Origin of the sequence: Bradyrhizobium sp. 179 (assembly GCF_023073535.1) — a bacterium.
Taxonomy (GTDB): domain Bacteria; phylum Pseudomonadota; class Alphaproteobacteria; order Rhizobiales; family Xanthobacteraceae; genus Bradyrhizobium.
This window is the reverse complement of the sequence record NZ_JADPJR010000081.1, coordinates 110,761-133,674: the sequence shown is the minus strand read 5'-3', so window position 1 is coordinate 133,674 and position 22,914 is coordinate 110,761. Positions and strand designations below refer to the sequence as shown.

Here is a 22,914-nt window from a genome sequence, read left to right as displayed (position 1 = left end):
GGCTGAATGACAACCAAGGCGTGAAAGCCGCCTTCCTGCCAGTATTTAAGCAGCCCGTGCAGCCTTCTTCTGCAAGCCGGCCGCGATCTTCAAATCTTCGACAAAGCGCTGATATTCCAGCACCTTGGCCTCGGGATCGGGCAGCCGCAGCAGATAAGACGGGTGCACCGTCACCAAAGCCTTGCGCCCGTCGGGAAGGTCGATCAACCGGCCTCGGTTTTTGCCGATGGGCGTGATCTTGCCGAACACGCTTTGCGCGGCGGTGGCGCCCATCGCGACGACGAGATCGGGCTGAACGGCCGCCAGCTCCCGCTCATACCATTGCCGGCACGCCCGGATCTCCGGCGTATTCGGCTTCTGGTGCAGGCGGATCTTGCCGCGCGGCACGAATTTGAAGTGCTTGACGGCATTGGTGACATAGACCTTCTTGCGATCGACGCCGGCTTCCTCCAGCGCGCGATCGAGCATCTGGCCGGCCGGGCCGACAAAGGGATGGCCGGCGAGGTCTTCCTTGTCGCCGGGCTGCTCGCCGACCAGCATGATGTTGGCGGACTTCGGGCCTTCGCCGAACACGGTTTGGGTCGCGTCCTTGTAGAGATGGCAGGCGCGGCAATGCGCGGCCTCCTCGCGAAGCGCGTCGAGATCGTCGGTTGTGGTCTTGCGTTTCATCGGAGCCTCCGGCCGCTTCTGAGGCTTGTGCGGATCGGTTGCGGCATTGGCGATCATGGCGCCGGTCATGCGCTCGGCATCCTCGATCAAGGGCTTAATGATCGAAGCCTCGGGCAGGTTCCTCCAGTATTTCTTCGGCATCTCGGCCTGCATCGCCTTCACCTTGAGGCGGGCCGGATTGAAGATGCTGGCATAGTAGCGCCGCCAGGTTTCCTCCAGCCGGTCTTCGCCGGGCGCCTCGCTCTTGCTGACGCCCGGCGTGAACGAGAGTGCGTGGCCATCCCAATGCGCGCAGAGGTCGGGCGTCAGGATCGACCAGGGCATGTCGGCAAAGCGCTTGGCGAAAAATGGCGCGGCGAGCTCGACGATGTGATGTTCCGGCTCGAACCAGGCGACGTAATGAGCCTGGCGTTCCCTGCCGATTTCGCGGAAGCGCACGAAGGCATGCATCTTGTGCTCGTCGCGGTAGACTGCCTTCGCCATGGCCGTGACTTGCGCGACATCGGGATCGGTTGCGACCTCGATGAGATCGTGATTGTCCTTCAGCCGAAACAGCAGGCGATAGAGGATCGCAAAGCGTTCGCGGTCGCGGTGCAGGATTGCTGCTTTGGCCAGTTCGACGAATTTGCCTGATACGTTGAAGGTGCCGTCGTTCACTTCGAGGATCGGAGATGGCGAAGACGGGGCGAACAGCTCGGCTTCGCCGCCTTGCACAGTCCAGGTGACATCGCTGGGCGGCACGTGGTGAAGCACGAGACTCCGCGCGGCTTTGCGCCAGCCGTCGAAATCGGTTTCGTTGTCGAGGATGATGAACTGCATCAGAAGCCAAACCCCAGTTGCGTTGCCTTTGGTTTGAACCGTTCGATCAGCCGCGCCTCATCGAGGCGGTGTGGCGGCGGCCGGTGATCGCTGAGGACGATGAACGGCAGCGCCTTGTGCCGGGGCACATGCAGCCGCGCGAGATCGGCGAGGCGGATCGTTGTCGTGCGCCGTGTCGCGATGATGCGTTCGACTGCTTTGGTGCCGAAGCCCGGCACGCGCAGCAATTCCTCGCGGCTGGCGCGGTTGACGTCGAGCGGAAAGCGGTCGCGGTGGCGCAGCGCCCAGGCGAGCTTTGGATCGATCTCGAGCGGCAGCATCGCGCTGTCGTCGACGATCTCGCCGACGTCGAAGCCGTAGAACCGCATCAGCCAGTCGGCCTGGTAGAGCCGGTGCTCGCGCAGCAGCGGCGGCTGCACCAGCGGCAAAGCGCGGCTGGCGTCGGGGATCGGGCTGAACGCGGAATAATAGACGCGTCGCAGGCGGTAGGCGCCGTAGAGATTGGCGCTGCTGTGGAGAATGGTGTGATCGGAGGCCGTGTCGGCGCCGACGATCATCTGCGTGCTTTGCCCAGCCGGCGCAAAGCGCTGCGGCTTGGCCTTCGTTTTCGCGCTGCGGCCTTCCTCGGCTTCGTCGAGCTTGAGCCGCAGCCGGCCCATGGTGCGACGGATTGCGCGCACGTCCTTCTCCGGCGCGAATTGCTTAAGGCTCGTCTCTTGCGGCATCTCGATGTTGATGGAGAGACGGTCGGCATATTGGCCGGCTGCTGCGATCAGCGCATCGTCGGCTTCGGGAATGGTCTTGAGGTGGATGTAGCCGCGGAAGTGATGCTCCTCGCGCAGTTTTCGCGCGACGCTGACCACTTGCTCCATTGTGTAATCGGGGCTGCGGATGATGCCGGAGGAGAGAAACAGGCCCTCGATGTAATTGCGCCGGTAGAAGTCGAGCGTCAGCTTGACGACCTCGTCGATGGTGAAGCGGGCGCGTGCTACGTTCGAGGAGGCGCGGTTGACGCAATAGAGGCAATCGTAATTGCAGGCATTGGTCAGCAGCACCTTGAGCAGGGAGATGCAGCGTCCATCCGGCGCGTAAGAATGGCAGATGCCCATGCCCGGCGCGGTCGAGCCCATGCCCTTGCCGTCGCTGGAATCCCGCTTCTCGGTGCCGCTGGAGGCGCAGGATGCGTCGTACTTGGCAGCATCCGCCAGGATTTCCAGCTTGCGTTGTACGTCCATGTTTGAATCCCTTTGATTCCACTCATGAATCCCAAAGCGCGCCAATTCGATTGACTCCCAGGGCGGCGTTAGCTTTATATTAGAACATATCATGAACAAATGAGCCAGCCGCTGGTTCTCTTTTTGAGAGCCACCGGCAATCACCCCTGAAGGAGCGGCGAGCATGAGCGGCGCACGCAGAAGCGCGCTTGCGACCTTGCGCAGCCAGATCGAGCGCATCGAGACGGCGGAGGTCGTGCATCAGCGCGATCGCATCACGCTCGGCCACAGCGAGGCGGACAGCGCGCTGAAGGGCGGGCTCGCACGTGCGGCGATCCATGAGGTGTTTTGTGAGGGCCGGCAGGGGACGTCCGCAACGGGCTTTGTCATGGGGCTTGCGGGCCGCGTCTCGGCGCACCGGCCGTTGCTATGGGTGCGGCAGGATTTTTCGGAAATCGAAACCGGCGCGCTGTCGATGAGCGGGCTCGCCGAGTTCGGTCTCGATCCGCGCCGCGTGGTGATGGTGCGCGCCGCTGATGTCGAGAGCGCACTGCGCACCTCAGCCGACGCGCTCGCCTGCGATGCGCTGGGGGCTGTGGTGCTCGAGCTCTGGGGCGAGACCAGGCAGTTCGATCTCGTGGCGAGCCGCAAGCTGACGCTGGCCGCGCAAGCTTCCGGCGTCACCGGGCTCTTGCTGCGCATGGCGGCGCAGCCGCTGCCCTCGACCGCGGAAACACGATGGATGCTGCGCGCAGCGCATTCACCGCCGGGCCCGGTGTCGAGTGCCTGGGGCGCGCCGCGCTTCGATGCCGAGCTCTTGCGCAATCGTCATGGCCCATGTGGCCGGTGGATCATGGAATGGAAATGTGATGAGTGCCAGTTCAGTGAGCCGTCGACGTATTCTCAGCCTGTGGCTGCCGCGCCTGCCCATCGACCGGATTCAGCGGTTCTTTGGGAACGTCGGACTGCATAAGAGCAATGATCCAAGCATCGTCGTCATCAAGGACAACAATGCGCTGGTGATCCATGCGCTCGACGAGGCCGCCGAGCGCCTCGGCCTGTATATCGGCCAGCCCTTGGCCAATGCGCGGGCGATGTGTCCGGACCTGAAAGTGTTCGACGCCGATATCGTCGCCGATGCGAAGACGCTCAGCGATGTCGCGGACTGGTGCGACCGCTTCACACCGCTGGTGGCGCTCGATCCGCCGCACGGCCTGTTCCTGGACATCACCGGCTGCGCGCATCTGTTCGGTGGTGAGGCCGCGTTGTTGCGGACGTTGGTTCGCGCATTGGCCCGGCAGGGGTTTGCCATCAGCGCGGCGATCGCCGGCACCTCGATCTGCGCACGCACGCTGACGCGGCAGGCCACGGGCACCATCGTGGCCGATGGCGAGGAGGCGGCGGCGATCAGCCGATTTCCGATTTCCGCGCTCGGTGCAGGTGAAGTCATCACCACAGGCTTGCGTCGCGCCGGTTTGAAGACTATCGGCGACGTCGCCTCGCGCTCGCCGAGCGAGATCACGGCGCGGTTCGGCGCCCGGTTCTCCACGCTGCTGGCGCATGCGCTGGGGCAGGGCGATGCGCCGATCAACCCGCGAAAACCGCTGCCCGACTACATCGTGGAAAAACGTTTCGCCGAGCCGATCGCGACCGACACCATGATCGCGATGACGCTGTCGCGGCTTGCCGACACGTTGATCGCATCCATGGAGAAGCAGGGCAAGGGCGCGCGACGCCTGGAAGCCGCGTTCTTCCGCACCGATGGCGTGGTGCGCGCAATCACGGTCGAGACCGGGCGTCCGGTGACGCGCAGCGCGGTGATCGACCGGTTGTTTCGCGAGCGTCTCGATGCGCTCGCCGACCCGCTCGATCCCGGCTTCGGCTTTGACATGGTGCGGCTGTCGGCGAGCCGTACAGAAATCGTGGTGCAGGAGCAGCGCGATCTCGATGCCCATGTCCACGACAATGACGAGCTTGCTGCACTGATCGACCGCATTGCCGCGCGTATCGGCGGCAAGCGCGTCGTCGTGCACCTGCCGCAGGACACCCATATCCCTGAATGCGCGGTTGTCGCCGCGCCGGCGCAGCATCATCTCGCCGCCGCCATGCAGGCGGAATGGCCTGCGCGGGCCGAGAACGAGCCGCCGCTGCGTCCCTTGCGGCTGTTCGACAAGCCGGAGCCGATCAAGGTGCCGTTCGCGACCGTGCCGGACGGCCCGCCGCATCAATTCACCTGGCGCCGCGCGCTGCATGCGGTGGTGCGGGTGGAAGGGCCCGAGCGCATCGCGATGGAATGGTGGCGGCAGGACGGCAAGCAGCTCACGCGGGATTATTTCCGCATCGAGGATGCCGAAGGCCTGCGCTTCTGGATCTTTCGCGACGGTCTTTATGAGGGGGAGGTGTTCGACGACGACGGCAAACCCGCTTCTCCCGGCTGGTATGTGCACGGTCTCTTCGCATGAATACGCCTGCCTATGCCGAGATCGGCATCACCACCAATTTTTCCTTCCTGGGCGGCGGCTCGGATCCGCGCGCCTATGTGCATCAGGCCAGCATCCTCGGCATTCCCGCGATCGGCATTGCCGATCACAACACGCTGGCCGGCGTGGTGCGCGCCTACAAGGAGCTCGACAATGCCGAGGTGCTGCACAAGCCGAAACTCCTGATCGGCGCGCGCATCGTCTTCATCGACGGCACGCCGGACATTCTGGTCTATCCGCGTGACCGCGCGGCCTATGGTCGGCTGTGCCAGCTTCTCACAAAGGGCAAGCGCGGCGACGACATCACGCGGATCGAGAAGGGCGAGTGTCGTCTTACCTTCGCCGACCTCCTCGAGTTTTCGGAAGGCCAGCTCCTGGTCCTGACGCTGCCGCATCGTTTCGAACCCGCGCAGGCGCTGGATGTTCTTGCAAAACTCAAGGACAGCCGGGCCGAGGGCGTGTGGCTGGCGGCGAGCCTGATCTATCGCGGCGACGACCGGCGCCGAATGACGCGGCTCGATGATCTCGCGGCAAAAGCAAGAGTGCCGTTGCTCGCGACCAACGAGGTGCTCTATCATCATCCCGCGCGCCGTCCTCTCCAGGACGTGCTGACCTGCATCCGGGAAAAGACCACGATCGAGGCGGTCGGACGGAAGCTGGAAGCCAACGCCGAGCGGTTCTTGAAGGCGCCGCAGGAGATGTCGCGGCTGTTCCGCGATTTCCCCGAGGCGATCGCGGAGACCATGCGCTTTGCCGACGCAATCGACTTCTCGCTCGATCAGCTCAAATACCAATATCCGGACGAGCCGGTGCCGCCGGGCAAGACCGCGCAAGGTCATCTTGAGGATCTGACCTGGGCCGGTGTCGACAAATATTTCGGCGGCGTCACCAAAATCGACGAGAAACTGTACGCTACGCTGAAGAAAGAGCTCGCGCTGATTGCCGAGCTGAAATACGCGCATTACTTCCTCACCGTGCACGACATCGTGCGCTACGCGCGCAGCCAGAATATCCTGTGCCAGGGGCGGGGATCGGCGGCGAACTCGGCCGTGTGCTACGTGCTCGGCATCACCTCGGTCGATCCAACCAAGGTCGATCTGTTGTTCGAGCGCTTCATCTCCAAGGAGCGGCTGGAGCCCCCCGATATCGATGTCGATTTCGAGCATTCGCGGCGCGAGGAGGTGATGCAATATGTCTATCGTCGCTACGGCCGCCACCGCGCCGCGATCATCGCCACCGTCATCCATTATCGCCCGCGCAGCGCCATCCGCGACGTCGGCAAGGCGCTGGGCCTGACCGAGGATGTCACGGCCGCGCTCGCCGACACCGTCTGGGGAAGCTGGGGCAAGGGCCTTAACGACATGCAGGTCAGGCAGGCCGGACTCGATCCCAACAATCCCATGATCAACCTCGCGGTCGAGCTCGCAACCGAACTGATCGAATTCCCGCGCCATCTCTCCCAGCATGTCGGCGGTTATGTGCTGACGCAGGACCGGCTCGACACCTATGTGCCGATCGGCAATGCCGCGATGGACGACCGCACGTTCATCGAATGGGATAAGGACGACGTCGACGCGCTCAGCATGATGAAGGTCGACGTGCTGGCGCTGGGCATGCTGACCTGCATCCGCAAGTGTTTTGATTTGATCGCGGAGCACAAGGGCGAGCGCTGGGTGCTGGCGAGCGTTCCGCAGGACGACCCCAAAGTCTATGACATGCTTTGCGACGGGGAATCGCTCGGCGTGTTCCAGGTCGAAAGCCGCGCACAGATGAACATGCTGCCGCGGTTGAAGCCGCGGACGTTCTATGATCTCGTCATCGAAGTCGCGATCGTACGTCCGGGGCCGATCCAGGGCGATATGGTGCATCCGTACTTACGGCGGCGGAACGGTCAGGAGAAAGTGAGCTATCCCTCGCCATCGCCCGAGCATGGTCCCGCGGACGAGCTCTACAAGGTTCTGCACAAGACCAAGGGCGTCCCGCTGTTCCAGGAACAGGCGATGCGCATCGCGATCGAGGCGGCAAAATTCACCTCCGAGGAGGCCAATGGCCTGCGCCGCTCGATGGCGACCTTCCGCAATGTCGGTACCATCGGCAAATACGAGGACAAGCTGATCGGCAATATGGTCGCGCGCGGCTACGATCCCGACTTTGCCCGAAGCTGCTTCGACCAGATCAAGGGTTTTGGCTCTTACGGCTTTCCGGAGAGCCATGCCGCGAGCTTCGCACAGCTCGTCTATATCTCTTCATGGCTGAAGCATTACCACCCCGACGCCTTCTGCTGCGGCCTCTTGAACTCGCAGCCGATGGGCTTTTATGCTCCGGCGCAGATCGTCGGGGATGCCCGCAAGAACGGCGTCGAGGTGCGCGACATCGACGTGTCCTACAGTTTTGCGCAGAACACGCTGGAGCAGGGGAGAGGCAAATACTGCGCCGTTCGCCTCGGCTTCCGCCAGATCGACGGCTTTCACTGGTTGGACGAAGATGAGGAGAGGCTAAAGCGCTCTCAGTCGTCATTCCCCATTGCGCAATTACGCAATGGGCGCGCGCCACTTGGCACGAGCCCGGAAGCCGTCGGGCCGCATACGCCTGACGGAATGGATACTGGGCTCGACGCTGCCGCATCGCGCCGGAATGACAGGAGAGAGGACTGGGCCGACCGCATCGTCGCCGCCCGCAACCGACGTCCCTTCACCTCGCTCGAGGATTTCGCGCGCGACACCGGCCTGCCCAAGCGCGCGCTGATCCTGCTGGCGGATGCCGATGCGTTCCGCTCGCTCGGGCTCGACCGCCGCGAGGCGCTATGGCAGGTGCGGCGGCTGCCGGACGACGTGCCGCTGCCGCTGTTCGAGGCGGCCACCGCGCGCGAGCAGCCGGACGAGCACGCAAGGCCGCTGCCAGTGATGCCGCGCGCCGAGCAAGTGGTCGCCGACTATCAGACCATTCGCCTGTCGCTGAAGGGCCACCCGATGGAATTCCTCCGCGAGATGTTCTCGCGCGAGCGCGTCATCGCCTGCAAGGATGTCAACCATGAGAACGAGCGGCGCCGCGTCCGCTGCGCCGGCGTGGTCTTGGTGCGGCAGCGGCCGGGCAGCGCCAGCGGCGTCGTGTTCATGACGCTGGAGGACGAAACCGGCATCGCCAATGTCGTGGTGTGGCCCAAGATCATGGAGCAATACCGCAAGGAGGTGATGTGCGCGCGCCTCATCCTGGTCGAAGGCTACATCCAGAGCAGCCCCGAAAAGGTGACGCATCTCATCGCTCAGCGCATGATCGATCGCTCGCACGACCTGATCGGCCTCGCCAACGACGCCTTAAGCCGCAAGCATCCGGTGCCGGCAGGCACCGCCCTGATCGAGCCGCTCAACGACGATCCCCGTGCTCACGCGGATAGCCCGGCGCAGAAAATCCGCCACCCCCGCAACGTCCGCATCCTGCCGCCATCGCGGGATTTTCATTGAGTATTTCGGCTCTCTCCCCGATGTCGTCCTGGCGAAGCCAGGACGACATCGAATGCGTGGTGAGCGCTCGTAACCAGCGTTCAAAAATTCACTCGGTTCGAGATTGCGCCGTCCACGACGAGATTGGACCCGGTCGTGAACGACGACACCGGGCTCGCCAAGAACACTGCCGCGCTCGCGATCTCCTGCGGCGTCGCCATGCGGCCGGTCGGATTGCGGCTCATCGCATCCTTGTAGCGCTCGGGCATGTTCTGCTCGATCATGCTCCAGACGCCGCCCTTGAAATAGACGGTGCCGGGCGACACCACGTTGACCCGGATCTTCTTCTTCGCATATTGCCGCGCCAGTCCCTTGGCCATGTGAATCAGCGCCGCCTTGATCGGGCCGTAAGAGCTGGCGAGGTCAGCCTGTGCGGCCGAGATCGAGGAGATGATGACGAAGACCGCATCGCCGCTTCTCTCGCCGCTGGCTTCGAGGAACGGCCGGGCGGCATCGAACGCATGCACGGCGCCGAGCACGTCGAGCCGAAAATTCTGTTCCCAGGACGCGGCATCCTGGCCCTGCGCCATTGCGCCGGCATTGGAGAACAGCATGTCGATGCCACCGAGCTCCTTTGCGGCATTCTCGATCCAGGCTTTCAGCGCCGCGCCGTCGGTGGCATCGACTGGACTGCCGGTCGCACGGATTCCGCTCGCCTTCAATTCAGTGACGGTGGCCGCAACCTGATCGGCGTTGCGCGCGCATACCGCGACATTGGCGCCTTCACCGGCGAGTGTCGCCGCGATCGCCCGTCCGATGCCGCGCGTGCCGCCGAGCACGATGGCGTTCTTTCCTTTGAGACCGAGATCCATTGTCTGGTTTTCCTTGTTGTCTTGCCGGGAGTGTAGCTCTTTTGGGAGATATGCTGAATTCTCCAACGATATGGAGAGAGGCGCCGCCCTCACTCCGGCGCCGCTCCCACCGGCGGGCCGCCGGGCGGGCGGTGCAGGAAGGTCAGCGAGACGTAGGCGCCGACCCAGGAACCTGTCGCGGCGAAGGCGACATAGAAGGCGTTTTCGGTGTAGCTGATCACCGCGTAGGAGGAGAGCATATACCAGATTGCGCTCCAAGTCGCGGCCGGCACGCGCTTTCGCGCAACCACGGCCGAGGTGAACATCACATAGACCGCGTCGGTGGCCGCCGTTGCGACGAACACGGCACCCGCGGTGAGGGGATCGATGGCGGCCATTGCAATCCTTTCTGCGATCATGAGATGGTCGTGAAAATTAGCGCATGATCCAGCAAAGCGTGTAACGGTTTTCCCTCGCGACAAACGACGAATGCGTTTGCGCGAAGACCATGCTCAAACAAACGGGAGAAAAGCGGCCATGCAAAGTGCCGCCGGCATTCTCAGGGATATCTGGACCTCCGTCGGCGGCGATCCGGCTGCGCTCGACCGCGTGCAGCTGACCGGTGAGGAGCCGCAGATCCCATCCTCGTTTCGCGTCGCTGTCGCCGGGCAGACGACGATCGCCGCCGCCGGCCTCGCCGCCGCGGAGATCTGGCGACTGCGCAGCGGCGAGGCGCAGGACGTCTCCGTCGACATGCGTCATGCGGTCGTCGAATGCCGATCCGAGCGCTATTTGCGCGTCGACGACAAGCCGCCGCCCCCGGCGTGGGACGCCATCGCCGGCGTCTACAGGACCGGCGATGGCCGCTTCGTCCGCTGCCACACCAATTTCCCGCATCACCGCGAGGCCGTCTGCAAGGTGCTCCGCTGCGTGCCCGAGCGCGAGAAGGTGCAGGCGGCGCTCATGCAATGGAACGGCGAGGATTTCGAGGCTGCGGCTTACGCCGCAGGCGGCGTCGTTGCCCTGATGCGCAGCTACGACGAATGGTCGGCGCTGCCGCAGGCGCGTGCGCTCGCCGAACTACCGCTGGTCTCGATCGAGAAGATCGGCGAGGCCCCGGCGAAACCGTGGCCGCTGGGATTGTCGAACAGCGATCGTCCGCTCGCGGGCCTGCGCGTGCTCGATCTCTCCCGCGTCATCGCGGGCCCTGTCGCAGGCCGCACGCTCGCTGCGCACGGCGCGGACGTGCTGCTCGTCTCAGGGCCCGAACTACCCGCCATTCCCTGGCTCACCATCGACACCGGCCGCGGCAAGCTCACCACCTTCATCGACCTGAAGAGCGCGGCGGGCAGGGCGCAATTGCGCGCCCTGTTGAAAGACGCCGACGTCTTTTCGCAAGGCTACCGCCCGCGCGCGCTTGCCGCCCTCGGCTTCGCGCCGGAGGACGCAGCGCAAATCAATCCCGGCATCGTCTATGTCACGCTGTCGGCCTATGGTCATGCCGGCCCGTGGGCGGAGCGGCGCGGCTTCGATTCACTGGTGCAGACCGCGACCGGCTTTAACCAGGCGGAGGGACAGGCCGCCGGCATCGACGGTCCCAAGGAATTGCCGGCGCAGATGCTCGACCACGCCACCGGCTATCTGATGGCGTTCGGCGCCATGATGGCCAAAGTGCGCCAAGCCCGCGAAGGTGGCAGCTGGCACGTCCGCGTGTCGCTGGCGCAGACCGGACGCTGGCTTTGGAATCTCGGCCGGCTTGACGGCGGACTGGACACCCCGGATCTTACGGGGGAGGCCATACATGCTGCGTTCATCGAGAGCATGCCATCTGGCTTCGGCATGTTGAAGGCGGTGCGCCATTCGGCGGTGCTATCGACGACGCCGGCACAATGGAGACGTCCGGCGATGCCGCTCGGCACTCATCCGGCACAGTGGCCGGCGCGAAGCTGACATGAAGCTGACACATCGCGAAATTTTAACGTCGACCAAGAGGCGCCTAGCGTTTTTTAGGTTGTTTGAAATCGGAATTCGGCACTATTAGCGCGACCGATAAGGCAGTCATTTGCCGAGATCGTCGCAAACACGACCGGGCTCAATGGTGGTTGAAAATACCAAGCGATTGCAGGTGCTTACAAAACAACGGGTGATCACCTCCGTAGTTTTACTAGCGCTCGCCGGTGCCGGGGCCTACGGCTTCCTGTATTCGGGATCTAAGGAAAAGAAACACTCCGAAATCTCGAGCCAATCGCGCAGGAATGCGCAGACCTTCACACCGACGGCGTCCGAATGGGCGACGCTGACGATCGAGCCGGTCAAGGCCAAGAGCTTCCGGGCCGAGTATGTCACCGAGGGCAAAGTCGCGGTCGACGAGGACCGTTCGACGCCGGTGTTCTCGCCCTATGCGGGCCGCGTCACCAAGCTGCTCGCCAAGCCGGGTGAGATGCTGAAGCAAGGCCAACCGCTGTTCACGATCGAGGCCGCCGACACGGTGCAGGCTCAGAACGATTTCGTCGCGGCCATGACGTCGCAGAACAAGGCGAGGTCGGCGCTTGAGCTCTCCGACATCCAGTTCAAGCGCGCTAAGGACCTCTATGAGGGCCATGCCATTCCGCTGAAGGACTATCAGCAGGCGGAGGCGACCCAGGTTCAGGCGCAGAACGACATGCGCTCCTCGGTGACGGCGCTGGAAGCGGCGCGCAACAAGCTGCGCATCCTCGGCTTCACGGACGAGACCATCAAGGCGTTCCAGGAAAAGGGTGTCATTAATCCGGAAATCACGATCTATTCGCCGATCGCGGGCACAGTCGTGCAGCGCAAGATCGGCCCTGGCCAGTACGTCAGTTCCGGTGCCAGCGATCCGGTCTTCGTGATCGGCGACCTCTCCACGGTGTGGCTCACCGCCTTCGTGCGCGAGAGTGATGCGGCCGCGGTGTGCATCGGTCAGGATATCAGCGTCAACGTGATGGCGCTGCCCGGCCGGCCGCTGACCGCCAGGATCAACTACGTCGCCGCCGCGATCGATCCCAACACCCGCCGTCTCCTGGTCCGAGCCACCATCGACAACAAGGACGGCCTGCTCAAGCCGGAGATGTTCGCCAACGTCACGATCTACTCGGCCGGCGACCGTGCCGCGCCGGCGGTGCCGAAACAGGCTTTGATCTATGAAGCCGACAAGGTCCGCATCTGGGTCGCGCGCGAGGACAAATCGGTCGAGCTGCGCCAGATCAAGATCGGCCTCATCAACGGCAACCTCGTCGAGGTCACCAGCAATCTGAAACCTGGCGAGCAGATCGTCACCAAGGGCAGCCTGTTCATCGACCGCGCGGCGTCCGGCAGCTGATCGACGACCCAAGAAAACTGAAGAGCTGATGGATCGTCTCGTTGCCCTTGCCGTAAACCGGCGCTTTCTGATGGTCGGCATGTTCGTCGCCGTCCTGATCGGCGGCCTGATCGCGTTCAACCAGCTCAACATCGAAGCCTATCCCGATCCGACCCCCCCGATGGTCGACATCGTGACGCAGAGTCCGGGCCTGTCGGCAGAGGAGATCGAGCGCTACATCACGATCCCGATCGAGACCCAGGTCGCTGGCCTGAAAAATCTGACGACCATTCGCACCATCTCGCTCTACGGTCTCTCCGACATCAAACTCCAATTCTCCTTCGCCTACACTTATGACGAGGCGTTGCAGCAGGTGTTGAACCGCCTGGCGCAGCTCGCTCCGCTACCGGGCAACGTGCAGCCGCAGATCTCGCCGCTCAGCCCGATCGGCGAGATCTTCCGCTACCGTCTCGTAGGTCCGCCGAACTACAGCGTGCTGGATCTCAAGACCATTCAGGACTGGATCCTGCAGCGGCGGTTTCGCGCCGTCCCCGGCGTCATCGACGTCACCGGCTGGGGCGGCAGGAGCAAGACCTACGAGCTCCAGGTCGACTTCAACAAGCTGGTCGCCAACGGTCTGACGCTGCCGCAATTGCTCCAGGCGGTCGGCAATTCCAACGTCAATGTTGGTGGCAACACCGTCAATATCGGCCAGCAATCGGCCGTCGTGCGCGGCGTCGGCCTGATCCGCTCGATCGACGACCTCGCCAACACGATGGTCTCGCAAACCAACGGCAATCCGGTGCTGGTCAAGGACGTCGCCACCGTTACCGTCGGCCAGAAGCCACGTCTGGGCATTGCCGGCATCGACGATTCCGACGACATCGTGCAGGGCATCGTCCTGATGCGCCGCGGCGAGCAGAGCTCGCCGACCATCAAGCGCGTCCACCAACTCGTTCAAACCATCAACAATTCCAGCATCCTGCCGCCCGGCGTGCGCATCGAGCGGATCTACGACCGCGGGGACCTGATTGAGCTCACCACCCACACCGTGCTGCACAACATGGTGGTCGGCATTCTCTTGATCGTGCTGCTGCAGTGGATCTTCCTCGGCGATCTGCGCAGCGCGCTGATCGTCGGCGCCACCATTCCGTTCGCGCTGTTCTTCGCCGTGATCATCCTGGTGCTCCGCGGAGAATCGGCGAACCTGCTGTCGGTCGGCGCCATCGATTTTGGCTTGATTGTCGATGCCACCGTCATCATGGTGGAGGCGATCTTTCGACGTCTGACCCAGACCACGCCGATGTCGGAAGCCGAGCAGATGTCGCATGAGACGCTGTTCGGCATGAAGAGCCATGCCATCCTCAGCGCCGCGGCCGACGTTTCGCGCTCGATCTTCTTTGCAGCGGCCATCATCATCGCGGCCTTCCTGCCGCTGTTCACGCTGTCAGGCGTCGAGGGCAATATCTTCGGACCGATGGCGCGCACCTATGCATATGCGCTTGCGGGAGGGCTGTTTGCGACGTTCACTGTCACCCCGGCGCTGTCGGCGATCATCCTGCCCGCCCATGTCGAGGAAACCGAGACCAGGATCATGCAGATCCTGCACAGGCTTTACTCGCCGCTGCTGCATTGGGCGGTCGTCAATCGAAACATCGTGCTCGGCGGCGCCGTCGGCCTCGTGCTGATGACGGTTGCGTTCGGCCGGCTGCTGGGTCTCGAATTTTTGCCCAAGCTGGAAGAGGGCAATCTCTGGATCCGCGCCACGCTGCCGCCGACCATCTCGCTCCAGGAAGGCAATTCTTACGTCAACGAGATGCGCAAGGTGATCCGCGCCCGGCCCGAGGTCGAGTCCGTCGTGTCGCAGCACGGCCGTCCCGACGACGGCACCGACGCGGCCGGCTTCTTCAACGCCGAGTTCTTCGCGCCGCTCAAGCCCGCGAGCCAGTGGCCCGGCACGCGCGACAAAGAAGAGCTGACCGCGCAACTGCTCAAGCAGCTCGACGACCGCTTCCCCGGCGTCGAGTTCAACTTCTCGCAATATCTCCAGGACAACGTCTCCGAAGCCGTTTCCGGCGTGAAGGGCGAGAACTCGATCAAGCTGTTCGGCAGCGATCTCCAGGCGCTGACCGACACCGCCAACAAGATCAAGTCGGTGCTGGCCACCGTGCAGGGGGTCACCGATCTTGCGGTGTTCACCTCGCTGGGGCAGCCGACTATCCAGATCGACATCGATCGCGCCAAGGCCGCGCGCTATGGTCTCGCCCCCGGCGACATCAACGCCACGATCAAGGTGGCGATCGGCGGCGACACTGCGGGCGATCTCTATGAGCCTGGCAGCGACCGCCACTTCCCGATCATCGTGCGCCTCGCGCCGGAATATCGCAGAAGCGCGGAGGCGATCCAGAATTTGCGGATCGGAGCGCCGGGGCCGAACGGCACCGTCACGCAGATCCCCCTGAGCGAGGTCGCCAACATCAGCCTCGTCTCCGGCGCCGCCTACATCTATCGCGAGCAGCAGGAGCGCTATCTGCCGATCAAGTTCTCGGTACGCGAACGCGACCTCGGCAGCGCGATCCGCGAGGCGCAGCAGAAGATCGCCGAGCAGGTGCAGCTACCCCCCGGCTCGCGCATGGAGTGGGTCGGCGAGTTCGGCAACCTCCAGGATGCGATCCGGCGGCTGTCGATCGTGGTGCCGATCTCGCTGGCGCTGATCGGCGTCCTGCTCTGGTTCAATTTCGGCTCGGTGACCGACACGCTGCTCGCGATGAGCGTGATCCCGATGGCGATCTTCGGCGGCGTGCTGGGCCTGTTGATATCAGGCACGGCATTCAGCGTCTCCGCGGCAATCGGCTTCATCGCGCTGTTCGGCATCGCCGTCATGGACGGCATCATCATCCTGTCGCAGTTCAACCAGCTCATCGAGGAAGGCATGGACCGCATGAGCGCGGTGGTGCGCACCGGCGAATTGCAGCTTCGGCCGGTGCTGATGACCTGCGTCGTCGCCGGCGTCGGCCTGTTGCCGGCGGCGCTGTCGGACGGCATCGGCTCGCAGGTGCAGAAGCCGCTCGCGGTCGTGGTCGTCACCGGCATGATGCTGGCGCCGGTCGTGATCCTCGTGACCTTGCCGGTTCTGATCTCCTTTTTCTCCCGCTCCGCGCGCTGATCGTCAGAACCCGTAGAGCCGCGCCGGATTGTCGACCAGGATCTTCTTGCGCACGTCCGCATCTGGCGCCCATACTGGCAACTGGTTGAGCAGACGTCCGTCGTCGATCTGATAGAGCGGCGCGATGTCGGTGGGCTTGCGTCCCTCGACGCGGCTGGAATCCGGATGCGGCCAGTCGGTGCCCCAGACGATGCGGTCCGCGTTCGCCGCGATCAGCGCCTTCGCGAAGGGCACCATATCCTGATAGTCGGGAGCGAGCTTTGATGAACGGTAGGCGGCCGAAATCTTGACATAGGCCTTGCCGGATTTCACCAGCGCCACGAGATCGGAAAAGCCCGGCTGCTCCAGGCCCCGCGAGGCTTCGAGGCCGCCAAAATGGTCGAACACGACGGGCACCGGCGCAGTCTCGACGAGGTCCTTGATCGCCGAGATCATGGCGAGCGTGGTGTAGAGTTGCACGTGCCAGCCGCGCGCCTTCATCCGTTCAACGGCGGCAGTGAAGCGCGGTCTGCCGACATTGGGGTCATTGACGCCGCCGGTCGCAAGATTGAGGCGGATGCCGCGGAATCCGTCCTGATGCATCGTGTCGAGTTGGGCCTCGGTGGTTTTGTCGTCGATCACGGCCACTCCGCGCGCGGTCGCGCCGCGTGCTTTCATGCCGAACAAGGTCGATGAATTATCGGTGCCGTAGACGCTTGGTGTCACGATCACCACCCGCTCGATATGCAGCGCCTTGTGCAGCGCGGCCATCTCTTCGGGGCTCGCCGGCTCCGGCGTGTAGACGCGCCCTGCGAAGAACGGAAACTTTTCGACATCGCCATGGATGTGGGTGTGGCAGTCGCAGGCATGCACCGGGACATCGAAATTGATCGGCGTCTCAGGCTGCGCCGCACGGGCGTTGGCTCTGTTGGTCATGGCTACTCCGGCGCCAAGGGAGGCGAAGAGGACGCCGCGTCGGCTGAGCATGGTTTCTCTCCCTGTAATACTATCTTTGGTAATAGGGCTGGGACAGTATCACATCGGCCCGGCAGCCGCTCCACTCCGCTGCATAGCTGCTCAACTAGGTCTGCAAGCGGGCGTGAGCCGTCAACACGCACGATCGGGTACGTCAAGACGGGCGAGCAGGGCGGAGCGCTGGAGATACTGCGCCGCCGGCTGCTACTGCCCCGACGGCGTGCGCAAGCCGTGCCAGGCGTCGCGGACCTGGTGGTAATGCACCTCGGGCAGGTAATCCGGCGTGTTCAGGTTCAACGTTTTGACATCGAGATGGCCGACCGCGCTGAGTAGCGTGTAGGAGGCGATGACGCGGTCGCGGTTGGCGCTGATGAGGCGCGCCTTGGCCTGGATCAAGTCGGCTTGCGAGTTCAGCACGTCGACCGTCGTACGTTGTCCGCCGGCGGCCTCGCGCTGCACGCCCTGGAGCGCGACGGTGGCCGCCTTCACTTCGGACTCCGAGGCTGAGACCGTGATCTTGGCGCCTTCATTGGCAACCCAGGCGCTGATTGCGGCCGTGCGCGCCTGATTGCGCACCTGGTCGAGCACGAGCCGGCTCTGCGCCGTGATCTCCTTGGCCTGCCGGGTCTGCGCCGCGGCCTGGCCGCCGTCGTAGATCGGGGCGGTGACGTTGGCGACAATCGAGGCCTGATCCTCGGCGAAGGTGCCGAGCGTCGGGTCGTTGTTGCGGCTCTTGCTGGCGCTGCCCTGGATGCTGGCGCTCGGCAGCAGCGTGCCTTCGGCGATGCGGATGTTGGTGGAGGCGACGTCGACGTCGAAGCTTGCGGCCATCACCGCCGGATGCTGGCGGATCGCCATCGTCATGGCGTCCTCGCGGCTCTTCGGCAGATAGCGGTCGACGGCTTCGGCCGGCCGAAGCTGCGACGGCGCGTTGCCGATGACCTGCGTATAGGTTGCCTGGCTGACGGCGAGCGCGACTTCCGCCGCGTTGAGATCGGCAAGGCCGCGGTTGAGGCGCGCCTCGGCCTGGGCGGTATCGGTCGGTGTGACATCACCGGCGTTGAGGCGGCGCTGGGTGACGGCGAGTGTTTCGCGCAGGAAGGCGACGTTCGAGCGCTGAGCTTCGACCAGCGACTGGTTGGCGAGCACGTTGGTGTAGGCGGTGACCGCGTCGAGCAGCACGCCCTGGCCGACATTGCGCAGCGCCTCGCGGCCCGACTGCACCTGGAGTTCGGCAGCGCGCACGCTGTTGGCGGTGCGGAAGCCGTTGAACAGGGTCTGCGTCACGGTGACGCCGATGATCCAGGGTTTCAGATTGGCGGTCTGGATGGTGTTGTCGGGCAGCAGATTGCGCACCGATTGCAGGCCCGCGCTGAGGCTCGCCACGATCTGCGGCCGGTAGCCGGCCAGCGCCTGCGGCACGTTCTCGTCGGTGGCGCGCTGGCGCGCACGCTCGGCATTGAGCTGCGGATTGGTCTGATAGGCTTTTGCCAATGCCTCCGGCAGGGCTTCGGCCCATGCCGCGGAGGGAAGGGCGCACGCGAGCGCCAGCGTGGTCCATGTCGCAAGCACATGACCCGCGCCCGATCGACGTCGCGTCAAACCGCGACTAGCTCTGGCGGTACGCCCAATCATGTAATCCCGCTTAACCCCGGCTGTCCGCCCCCGCCGACGATGGCCTCTTAGCTGTTTAGCCAGCCGAGGTCCCGCAGGCAAACTGCCGCGGGCAAAACCTCCATGTATTCCGTGCTTGTTGCAGGCACGTCACAGGATGTGCGCAGGAGAGCGCCAGAGCCTTACACCAGCCTGACCGGTATGTGCGCTACCGGTTCTTGTTCACCGGCTTGCGCTTCTCGATGAACGCCGCCATGCCCTCGGAGCGGTCTTCCAGCGCGAAAGTCGCGTGGAACAGGTTGCGTTCGACGCTCATACCCTCGGCGAGCGTGGTCTCGAAGGCGCGGTTCACCGCTTCCTTGGCCATCGCGGCGGCAGGGCGCGACATCGCCGCGATCTTCTCGGCTGCCGCCATCACCTCGTCCATCAGCTTGTCGGCCGGCACGATGCGGCTGACGAGGCCACTGCGCTCAGCCTCCGCCGCATCCATCATGCGGCCGGTGAGGCAGAGGTCCATCGCCTTCGATTTGCCGATTGCGCGCGTCAGGCGCTGGGTGCCGCCGATGCCTGGAATGGTGCCGAGCGTGATCTCGGGCTGGCCGAACTTGGCGGTATCGGCGGCGATGATGAAGTCGCACATCATGGCGAGCTCGCAGCCGCCGCCGAGCGCATAACCCGCGACTGCCGCAATGGTCGGCTTGCGGCAGCGCGCGACGCGGTCGCCGCCGATCGCGGCAAAATCCTCGGAGAACATGTCGATGAAGCCTTTCGGCTGCATCTCCTTGATGTCCGCGCCGGCGGCAAAGGCCTTCTCGCTGCCGGTCACGACAATGCAGCCGATGGCCTCATCGGCCTCGAGATCGTCGACGGCGGCCGCAATCTCGCGGAAGACGCCGAAAGAGAGCGCGTTGAGCATCTTCGGCCGATTCAGCTTGATGATGCCGACCGCGCCTTTGCTTTCGACGATGATGTGTTCGAACGTGCTCATGTTCCACCCACGTTTCTGATTGGGTGGGCAATGTGCCCGCTGGCGCGGTGGGCTTCAAGGGGCCGGACGCAGGACGCGCGGGGCGGTGCGTCCTGGCGGAACTGACGGTCAGGCCATGAACATGCGCGCGGCCGAGGCCAGCGTCAGAAACGTGCCGACACCGATGAAGATCTTGCCGATCAGGGAGCTCTGGTCCCAGGCCGAGCTCTGCTGGCTGCTTGCGATCACCGGCGTGGGGCGCGGCTGCGCTTCGGTTGCAGCGACCACGGCCTTCTGCGCCGGCGGGTTGTCCTGTTGCACGGCGCGGTCGATGTCGTTGAGCTGATCGGGGGCCACCACCTGGGTCTCGGCCTTGGGTGCGGTGTTATTGGGGGTGTCATCGGCCGCCGCCTGGACGTTGTCGTTGGCACGGCCCGTCATCGCAGAGGCCGCGGCAGCGGTCGGCATATCGGTGGCGGTGAGCTGCGCATGGGCGTTGGCGACTTCCGGCGGCATCTGGGTTGAGGCGGTCCCGTCTGTGCCGGCCTTGGGCTCGGAGGTATTTGCCGCAGTGTCCTTCTTGTCGGCCTTGTCGTCGGACTTTTGCGCCGTCTTGCTGCTGGCGCGGCGCGACTCATGGTGCCGCTGCTTGCTCGGCTTGGCCGTGTCGGCCTGATTGCCTGCGCTGTCGGATTTGCTGCTTTCGGCTGAGTTCGGCGCCGCCTGTGCAACGCCGCCAAACAGCAAGAAAAGCCCGGCCACAAGGATCAGGGCCGCGCGCCCGCTGGCTTTGATCATGTTGACGATCTCCCCAATTCCGCCCGTCCCAAGAACGAACAGAGACCCTGGGGCGTGACGACAGCGGGGCAGAAAATGGGAATCTTCGGGCTCCACAGGGCGAAAACGGGGCAATCGCCCCTCGCGGCCGGCCGCCGGATGCGGGCCGGGTTGATAGGTGTTATGAGGCGTCGCGGGCTCTTACGGCCGCACCGGAGACGGAGGCTTGGCGTCGATCACGAATCCGTGATCGCGCGGGCGCTGGGGTAACAAATTGAAAGAGCGGCCGAATTGCATGGTGAGGGGCGCGCGTGCGCGGACGTGAGGATGAATGGACCGGCCTGATGCGGTCGGCCATGGCTGGCGATAATGCGGCGTATCATCGCCTGTTGAAGGCGGTTACGCCGGTGCTGCGCGCTGCTGCGAGACGTGGGCTGGCGCGGGCAGGCCAGTCTCCCGACCAGGCCGAGGATATCGTGCAGGAGATTTTGTTGGCGGTTCATCTGAAGCGGCACACCTGGGACAGCGAAGCCCCCTTCGCGCCTTGGCTGTTCGCGATCGCCCGCAACAAGCTGATCGATACGCTGCGGCGGCGCGGCAGGCGCGTCTTCGTCAACATCGACGATTTCGCCGAGACGCTGCCGGGCGAGGCGCCGCAGGAGACGGCTTCGGCGGGCGAGGTCGCCGCCCAGCTGAGCACCCTGCCGGAGCGCCAGCGCGAGGTTTTGCAGTCGATCGCGGTCGAGGCCGCCTCGATCAAGGATACGGCGGCAAAGTTTGCGATGAGCGAAGGTGCGGTGCGGGTCGCGCTGCATCGTGGACTTGCTGCACTGACTGCCAAACTGCGGGACCACTAGGCATGGATACCGATCAACTCATTCGCTCGCTCGCGGCCGACAACGTCCATCGCGCGCCGCGCGTCGGCACCGTCCTGACCATGGCACTGCTGGTGGCCGCGCCGCTGTCGATCCTGATCTTCGCGACGTTCCTCGGTGTGCGTCCGGACATGATGAGTGCGATGCGCAACCCGTTCTTCGACATGAAGTTCGCGGTGACGCTGTCGCTCGCGATTCCCGCCATCATCGTCAGCCTGCATCTGTCGCGTCCCGAAGCCCTGCTGCGCGGCTGGGGCTGGCTCTTGCTGCTTCCCGTCGGACTGCTTGCTGTGGCGATCGGCAGTGAGGCGATGATGGCGCCAGCCATGCCGATGACGATGCGCTTGATGGGCAAGAACTCCAGGGTATGCCTGTTTGCGATCCCCGCGATGGCACTGCCGCTGCTTGCGGGAGCGCTGTTCGGCCTGCGCCACGGTGCGCCGTCGCGCCCGGCGCTCGCCGGCGCGCTCGCCGGGCTGTTGTCTGCCGGGCTGGCCGCGACGCTCTACGCTTCGCACTGCACCGACGATTCGCCGCTGTTCGTCGCGACCTGGTACACGATCGCGACCGCGGTGGTGACCGCGATCGGCGCGGCAGTGGGCTCGAAAGTCCTGCGGTACTAGCGCGCCGGGCTTCACGTCGCCGGCGTCGCGCTCTGCTGCATGCGGTAAAAGCGCAGTACCTGCTGCGCGGTCGATGAGCGCAGGGCCTCGTAGGTGTCGCGCAGCGTCAGCATGTCAGTCTGCGAGCCGCCGGAGAGCTTCTCGCGCATGGCGATGATGGCGCGCATGCTCGACCATGACATGCCGGCGACCTTGGCGAGGATCATCACGCCCTCGGTCCGGCTGTCGATCATTATGGTCTCGGCGGTCTCGATCGCGACGCCCGCGAGAGCTGCGAGTCCCGCATTGGTCTCGTCGAACTTGCCCTGCTCGGCGAAAGTGCTGACCTGAAATTCGTTGAGGCGACCGTCCTCGTGCAGCGACTTCACCAGCGCGCGCGCCATCTCGGTCTGCCTGGTCGTGGCGGCGGCGCGGACCCGCTGGGCGGCTTCCTGGACAACGCTCGACACCTCCTCCGCGAGCCCGGGGTGTGCGGCCTCTAACTTCTTGCGCACGCTCAAGGAAGCCTTTGCGATCAGCTTCAAATAGTGATGACGCGGCAGGTCGGGTCGCAGACCGATGCAGGTGGCGAGGTCATCGTCGCGTTCGGCGCGGTTAACGAGGTCGGTGAGACTTCCCTCCGACAGGCGCGCGCCCGGATTGCTGACGGTCGACTGCACCACGTCCTCGTTGCCGCGCGTCACCAACACGTCGGTCAACGCCTCCGATAGCACCCGCCGCAGCGAGATCGCCTTGAGATGCGCCTGGCCTCTGCTGCGCGCGATCTCGATCAGTGTCGCTTCGTCCAGCCGTTCCGATTTCGACAGCACGGGGCCGGAGACTTCGATGACCTCGTCGAGCGCGAGCGTACGGATGATCTTGGGCGGCGCGGACGCGATCGGTGCGAGGCGGTCGGCGAGCAGCGCTCTGGCCGAAACCTCGATCTGCTCGATCAGGCACTGGAACACGTCGTCGAACACGCGGACGTGGTCGTCGGAATAATCCACCGCGTTGCCCACGAAGAGATCGGTGACGCGGCGCAGCGTCTCGACCCGGCGCGCAACGGTGCCGTGGGAGAGCGCCGCCTGCAATTCCTCGAGCAGGTTCTCGGATGACGTTGCGGATTTCGATCTCATGGCCCTGTCCTGGAGCGTTCGGTCCGGCGCC

17 protein-coding genes are annotated in these 22,914 nt (G+C 64.5%); 8 read left to right on the top strand and 9 right to left on the bottom strand.

Going from position 1 to position 22,914, the window contains the following annotated elements:
* Positions 1-45: 45 nt before the first annotated feature.
* Both IVB12_RS20345 and IVB12_RS20340 read right to left on the bottom strand, forming a co-directional pair.
* Positions 46-1,488: a UdgX family uracil-DNA binding protein gene (locus IVB12_RS20345; protein ID WP_247301312.1), complete on the bottom strand. Its 1,443-nt coding sequence runs from the start codon at positions 1,486-1,488 to the stop codon at positions 46-48.
* Entirely contained in the window at positions 1,488-2,723 is a 1,236-nt protein-coding gene (locus tag IVB12_RS20340; protein ID WP_247301311.1) for a putative DNA modification/repair radical SAM protein, read from the bottom strand. The genes IVB12_RS20345 and IVB12_RS20340 overlap by 1 nt, the downstream gene beginning before the upstream one ends.
* A 163-nt stretch (positions 2,724-2,886) precedes the next feature.
* Here IVB12_RS20340 and IVB12_RS20335 point away from each other — a divergent pair, with 163 nt between their 5' ends.
* The 3 genes from IVB12_RS20335 to IVB12_RS20325 are packed head-to-tail and all read left to right on the top strand — an operon-like array spanning position 2,887 to position 8,643.
* Positions 2,887-3,675 carry a DNA repair protein gene (locus tag IVB12_RS20335; RefSeq protein ID WP_247301310.1) on the top strand — a complete coding sequence of 263 codons (789 nt, stop codon included), beginning with the start codon at positions 2,887-2,889 and terminating at the stop codon, positions 3,673-3,675.
* The gene (locus IVB12_RS20330; RefSeq protein ID WP_247301309.1) at positions 3,572-5,164 is read left to right on the top strand and encodes a DNA polymerase Y family protein; all 1,593 of its coding nucleotides are present in this window, start codon (positions 3,572-3,574) and stop codon (positions 5,162-5,164) included. Before IVB12_RS20335 ends, IVB12_RS20330 begins: the two co-directional genes overlap by 104 nt.
* Positions 5,161-8,643: an error-prone DNA polymerase gene (locus tag IVB12_RS20325; RefSeq protein ID WP_247301308.1), complete on the top strand. Its 3,483-nt coding sequence runs from the start codon at positions 5,161-5,163 to the stop codon at positions 8,641-8,643. Before IVB12_RS20330 ends, IVB12_RS20325 begins: the two co-directional genes overlap by 4 nt.
* A gap of 80 nt (positions 8,644-8,723) precedes the next feature.
* Here the strand turns inward: IVB12_RS20325 and IVB12_RS20320 are convergent, their stop codons facing one another.
* Together IVB12_RS20320 and IVB12_RS20315 are read right to left on the bottom strand one after the other, a co-directional pair.
* The gene (locus IVB12_RS20320; protein WP_247301307.1) at positions 8,724-9,494 is read right to left on the bottom strand and encodes an SDR family oxidoreductase; all 771 of its coding nucleotides are present in this window, start codon (positions 9,492-9,494) and stop codon (positions 8,724-8,726) included.
* Between the two features lie 89 nt (positions 9,495-9,583).
* Positions 9,584-9,871, bottom strand: a complete 288-nt coding sequence (locus tag IVB12_RS20315; protein WP_247301415.1) for a hypothetical protein — start codon at positions 9,869-9,871, stop codon at positions 9,584-9,586.
* 139 nt (positions 9,872-10,010) lie between these two features.
* Here IVB12_RS20315 and IVB12_RS20310 point away from each other — a divergent pair, with 139 nt between their 5' ends.
* From IVB12_RS20310 to IVB12_RS20300, 3 genes are all read left to right on the top strand, one after another.
* The gene (locus IVB12_RS20310) at positions 10,011-11,423 is read left to right on the top strand and encodes a CoA transferase (RefSeq protein ID WP_247301306.1); all 1,413 of its coding nucleotides are present in this window, start codon (positions 10,011-10,013) and stop codon (positions 11,421-11,423) included.
* Positions 11,424-11,568: 145 nt separating this feature from the next.
* Positions 11,569-12,813: an efflux RND transporter periplasmic adaptor subunit gene (locus IVB12_RS20305; protein WP_247301305.1), complete on the top strand. Its 1,245-nt coding sequence runs from the start codon at positions 11,569-11,571 to the stop codon at positions 12,811-12,813.
* A gap of 28 nt (positions 12,814-12,841) precedes the next feature.
* Positions 12,842-15,958, top strand: a complete 3,117-nt coding sequence (locus IVB12_RS20300) for a CusA/CzcA family heavy metal efflux RND transporter (protein ID WP_247301304.1) — start codon at positions 12,842-12,844, stop codon at positions 15,956-15,958.
* 3 nt (positions 15,959-15,961) lie between these two features.
* On the opposite strand, the gene IVB12_RS20295 is transcribed toward IVB12_RS20300, so the two are convergent.
* The 4 genes from IVB12_RS20295 to IVB12_RS20280 form a co-directional block, all read right to left on the bottom strand.
* On the bottom strand, positions 15,962-16,924 hold the full coding sequence (locus IVB12_RS20295) for an amidohydrolase family protein (RefSeq protein ID WP_247301303.1): 963 nt from the start codon (positions 16,922-16,924) through the stop codon (positions 15,962-15,964).
* Between the two features lie 192 nt (positions 16,925-17,116).
* Positions 17,117-18,547, bottom strand: a complete 1,431-nt coding sequence (locus IVB12_RS20290) for a TolC family outer membrane protein (RefSeq protein WP_247301302.1) — start codon at positions 18,545-18,547, stop codon at positions 17,117-17,119.
* Between the two features lie 187 nt (positions 18,548-18,734).
* Positions 18,735-19,514, bottom strand: coding sequence for an enoyl-CoA hydratase (locus IVB12_RS20285; protein ID WP_247301301.1), 780 nt, complete (start codon positions 19,512-19,514; stop codon positions 18,735-18,737).
* 108 nt (positions 19,515-19,622) lie between these two features.
* Positions 19,623-20,291: a hypothetical protein gene (locus tag IVB12_RS20280; protein WP_247301300.1), complete on the bottom strand. Its 669-nt coding sequence runs from the start codon at positions 20,289-20,291 to the stop codon at positions 19,623-19,625.
* Positions 20,292-20,581: 290 nt separating this feature from the next.
* On the opposite strand from IVB12_RS20280, the gene IVB12_RS20275 reads away from it, so the two are divergent.
* Both IVB12_RS20275 and IVB12_RS20270 read left to right on the top strand, forming a co-directional pair.
* Positions 20,582-21,127 (top strand): sigma-70 family RNA polymerase sigma factor, encoded by a 546-nt coding sequence (locus IVB12_RS20275; protein WP_247301299.1) that lies wholly within the window; start codon positions 20,582-20,584, stop codon positions 21,125-21,127.
* Positions 21,128-21,129: 2 nt separating this feature from the next.
* Positions 21,130-21,768 carry a DUF1109 domain-containing protein gene (locus IVB12_RS20270; protein WP_247301298.1) on the top strand — a complete coding sequence of 213 codons (639 nt, stop codon included), beginning with the start codon at positions 21,130-21,132 and terminating at the stop codon, positions 21,766-21,768.
* Between the two features lie 11 nt (positions 21,769-21,779).
* Here the strand turns inward: IVB12_RS20270 and IVB12_RS20265 are convergent, their stop codons facing one another.
* Complete coding sequence (locus IVB12_RS20265; RefSeq protein ID WP_247301297.1) at positions 21,780-22,883, bottom strand: DUF2336 domain-containing protein; 1,104 nt, start codon at positions 22,881-22,883, stop codon at positions 21,780-21,782.
* Positions 22,884-22,914: the final 31 nt, after the last annotated feature.

Bases quoted from the DNA above. Each gene is read 5' to 3' on its own strand.
- IVB12_RS20315 (WP_247301415.1), bottom strand. From the start codon at position 9,871: ATGGCCGCCATCGATCCCCTCACCGCGGGTGCCGTGTTCGTCGCAACG.
- IVB12_RS20335 (WP_247301310.1), top strand. From the start codon at position 2,887: ATGAGCGGCGCACGCAGAAGCGCGCTTGCGACCTTGCGCAGCCAGATC.
- IVB12_RS20270 (WP_247301298.1), top strand. From the start codon at position 21,130: ATGGATACCGATCAACTCATTCGCTCGCTCGCGGCCGACAACGTCCAT.
- IVB12_RS20340 (WP_247301311.1), bottom strand. From the start codon at position 2,723: ATGGACGTACAACGCAAGCTGGAAATCCTGGCGGATGCTGCCAAGTAC.
- IVB12_RS20280 (WP_247301300.1), bottom strand. From the start codon at position 20,291: ATGATCAAAGCCAGCGGGCGCGCGGCCCTGATCCTTGTGGCCGGGCTT.
- IVB12_RS20285 (WP_247301301.1), bottom strand. From the start codon at position 19,514: ATGAGCACGTTCGAACACATCATCGTCGAAAGCAAAGGCGCGGTCGGC.
- IVB12_RS20305 (WP_247301305.1), top strand. From the start codon at position 11,569: ATGGTGGTTGAAAATACCAAGCGATTGCAGGTGCTTACAAAACAACGG.
- IVB12_RS20295 (WP_247301303.1), bottom strand. From the start codon at position 16,924: ATGCTCAGCCGACGCGGCGTCCTCTTCGCCTCCCTTGGCGCCGGAGTA.
- IVB12_RS20300 (WP_247301304.1), top strand. From the start codon at position 12,842: ATGGATCGTCTCGTTGCCCTTGCCGTAAACCGGCGCTTTCTGATGGTC.
- IVB12_RS20290 (WP_247301302.1), bottom strand. From the start codon at position 18,547: ATGATTGGGCGTACCGCCAGAGCTAGTCGCGGTTTGACGCGACGTCGA.
- IVB12_RS20330 (WP_247301309.1), top strand. From the start codon at position 3,572: ATGAGTGCCAGTTCAGTGAGCCGTCGACGTATTCTCAGCCTGTGGCTG.
- IVB12_RS20265 (WP_247301297.1), bottom strand. From the start codon at position 22,883: ATGAGATCGAAATCCGCAACGTCATCCGAGAACCTGCTCGAGGAATTG.
- IVB12_RS20310 (WP_247301306.1), top strand. From the start codon at position 10,011: ATGCAAAGTGCCGCCGGCATTCTCAGGGATATCTGGACCTCCGTCGGC.
- IVB12_RS20345 (WP_247301312.1), bottom strand. From the start codon at position 1,488: ATGCAGTTCATCATCCTCGACAACGAAACCGATTTCGACGGCTGGCGC.
- IVB12_RS20320 (WP_247301307.1), bottom strand. From the start codon at position 9,494: ATGGATCTCGGTCTCAAAGGAAAGAACGCCATCGTGCTCGGCGGCACG.
- IVB12_RS20325 (WP_247301308.1), top strand. From the start codon at position 5,161: ATGAATACGCCTGCCTATGCCGAGATCGGCATCACCACCAATTTTTCC.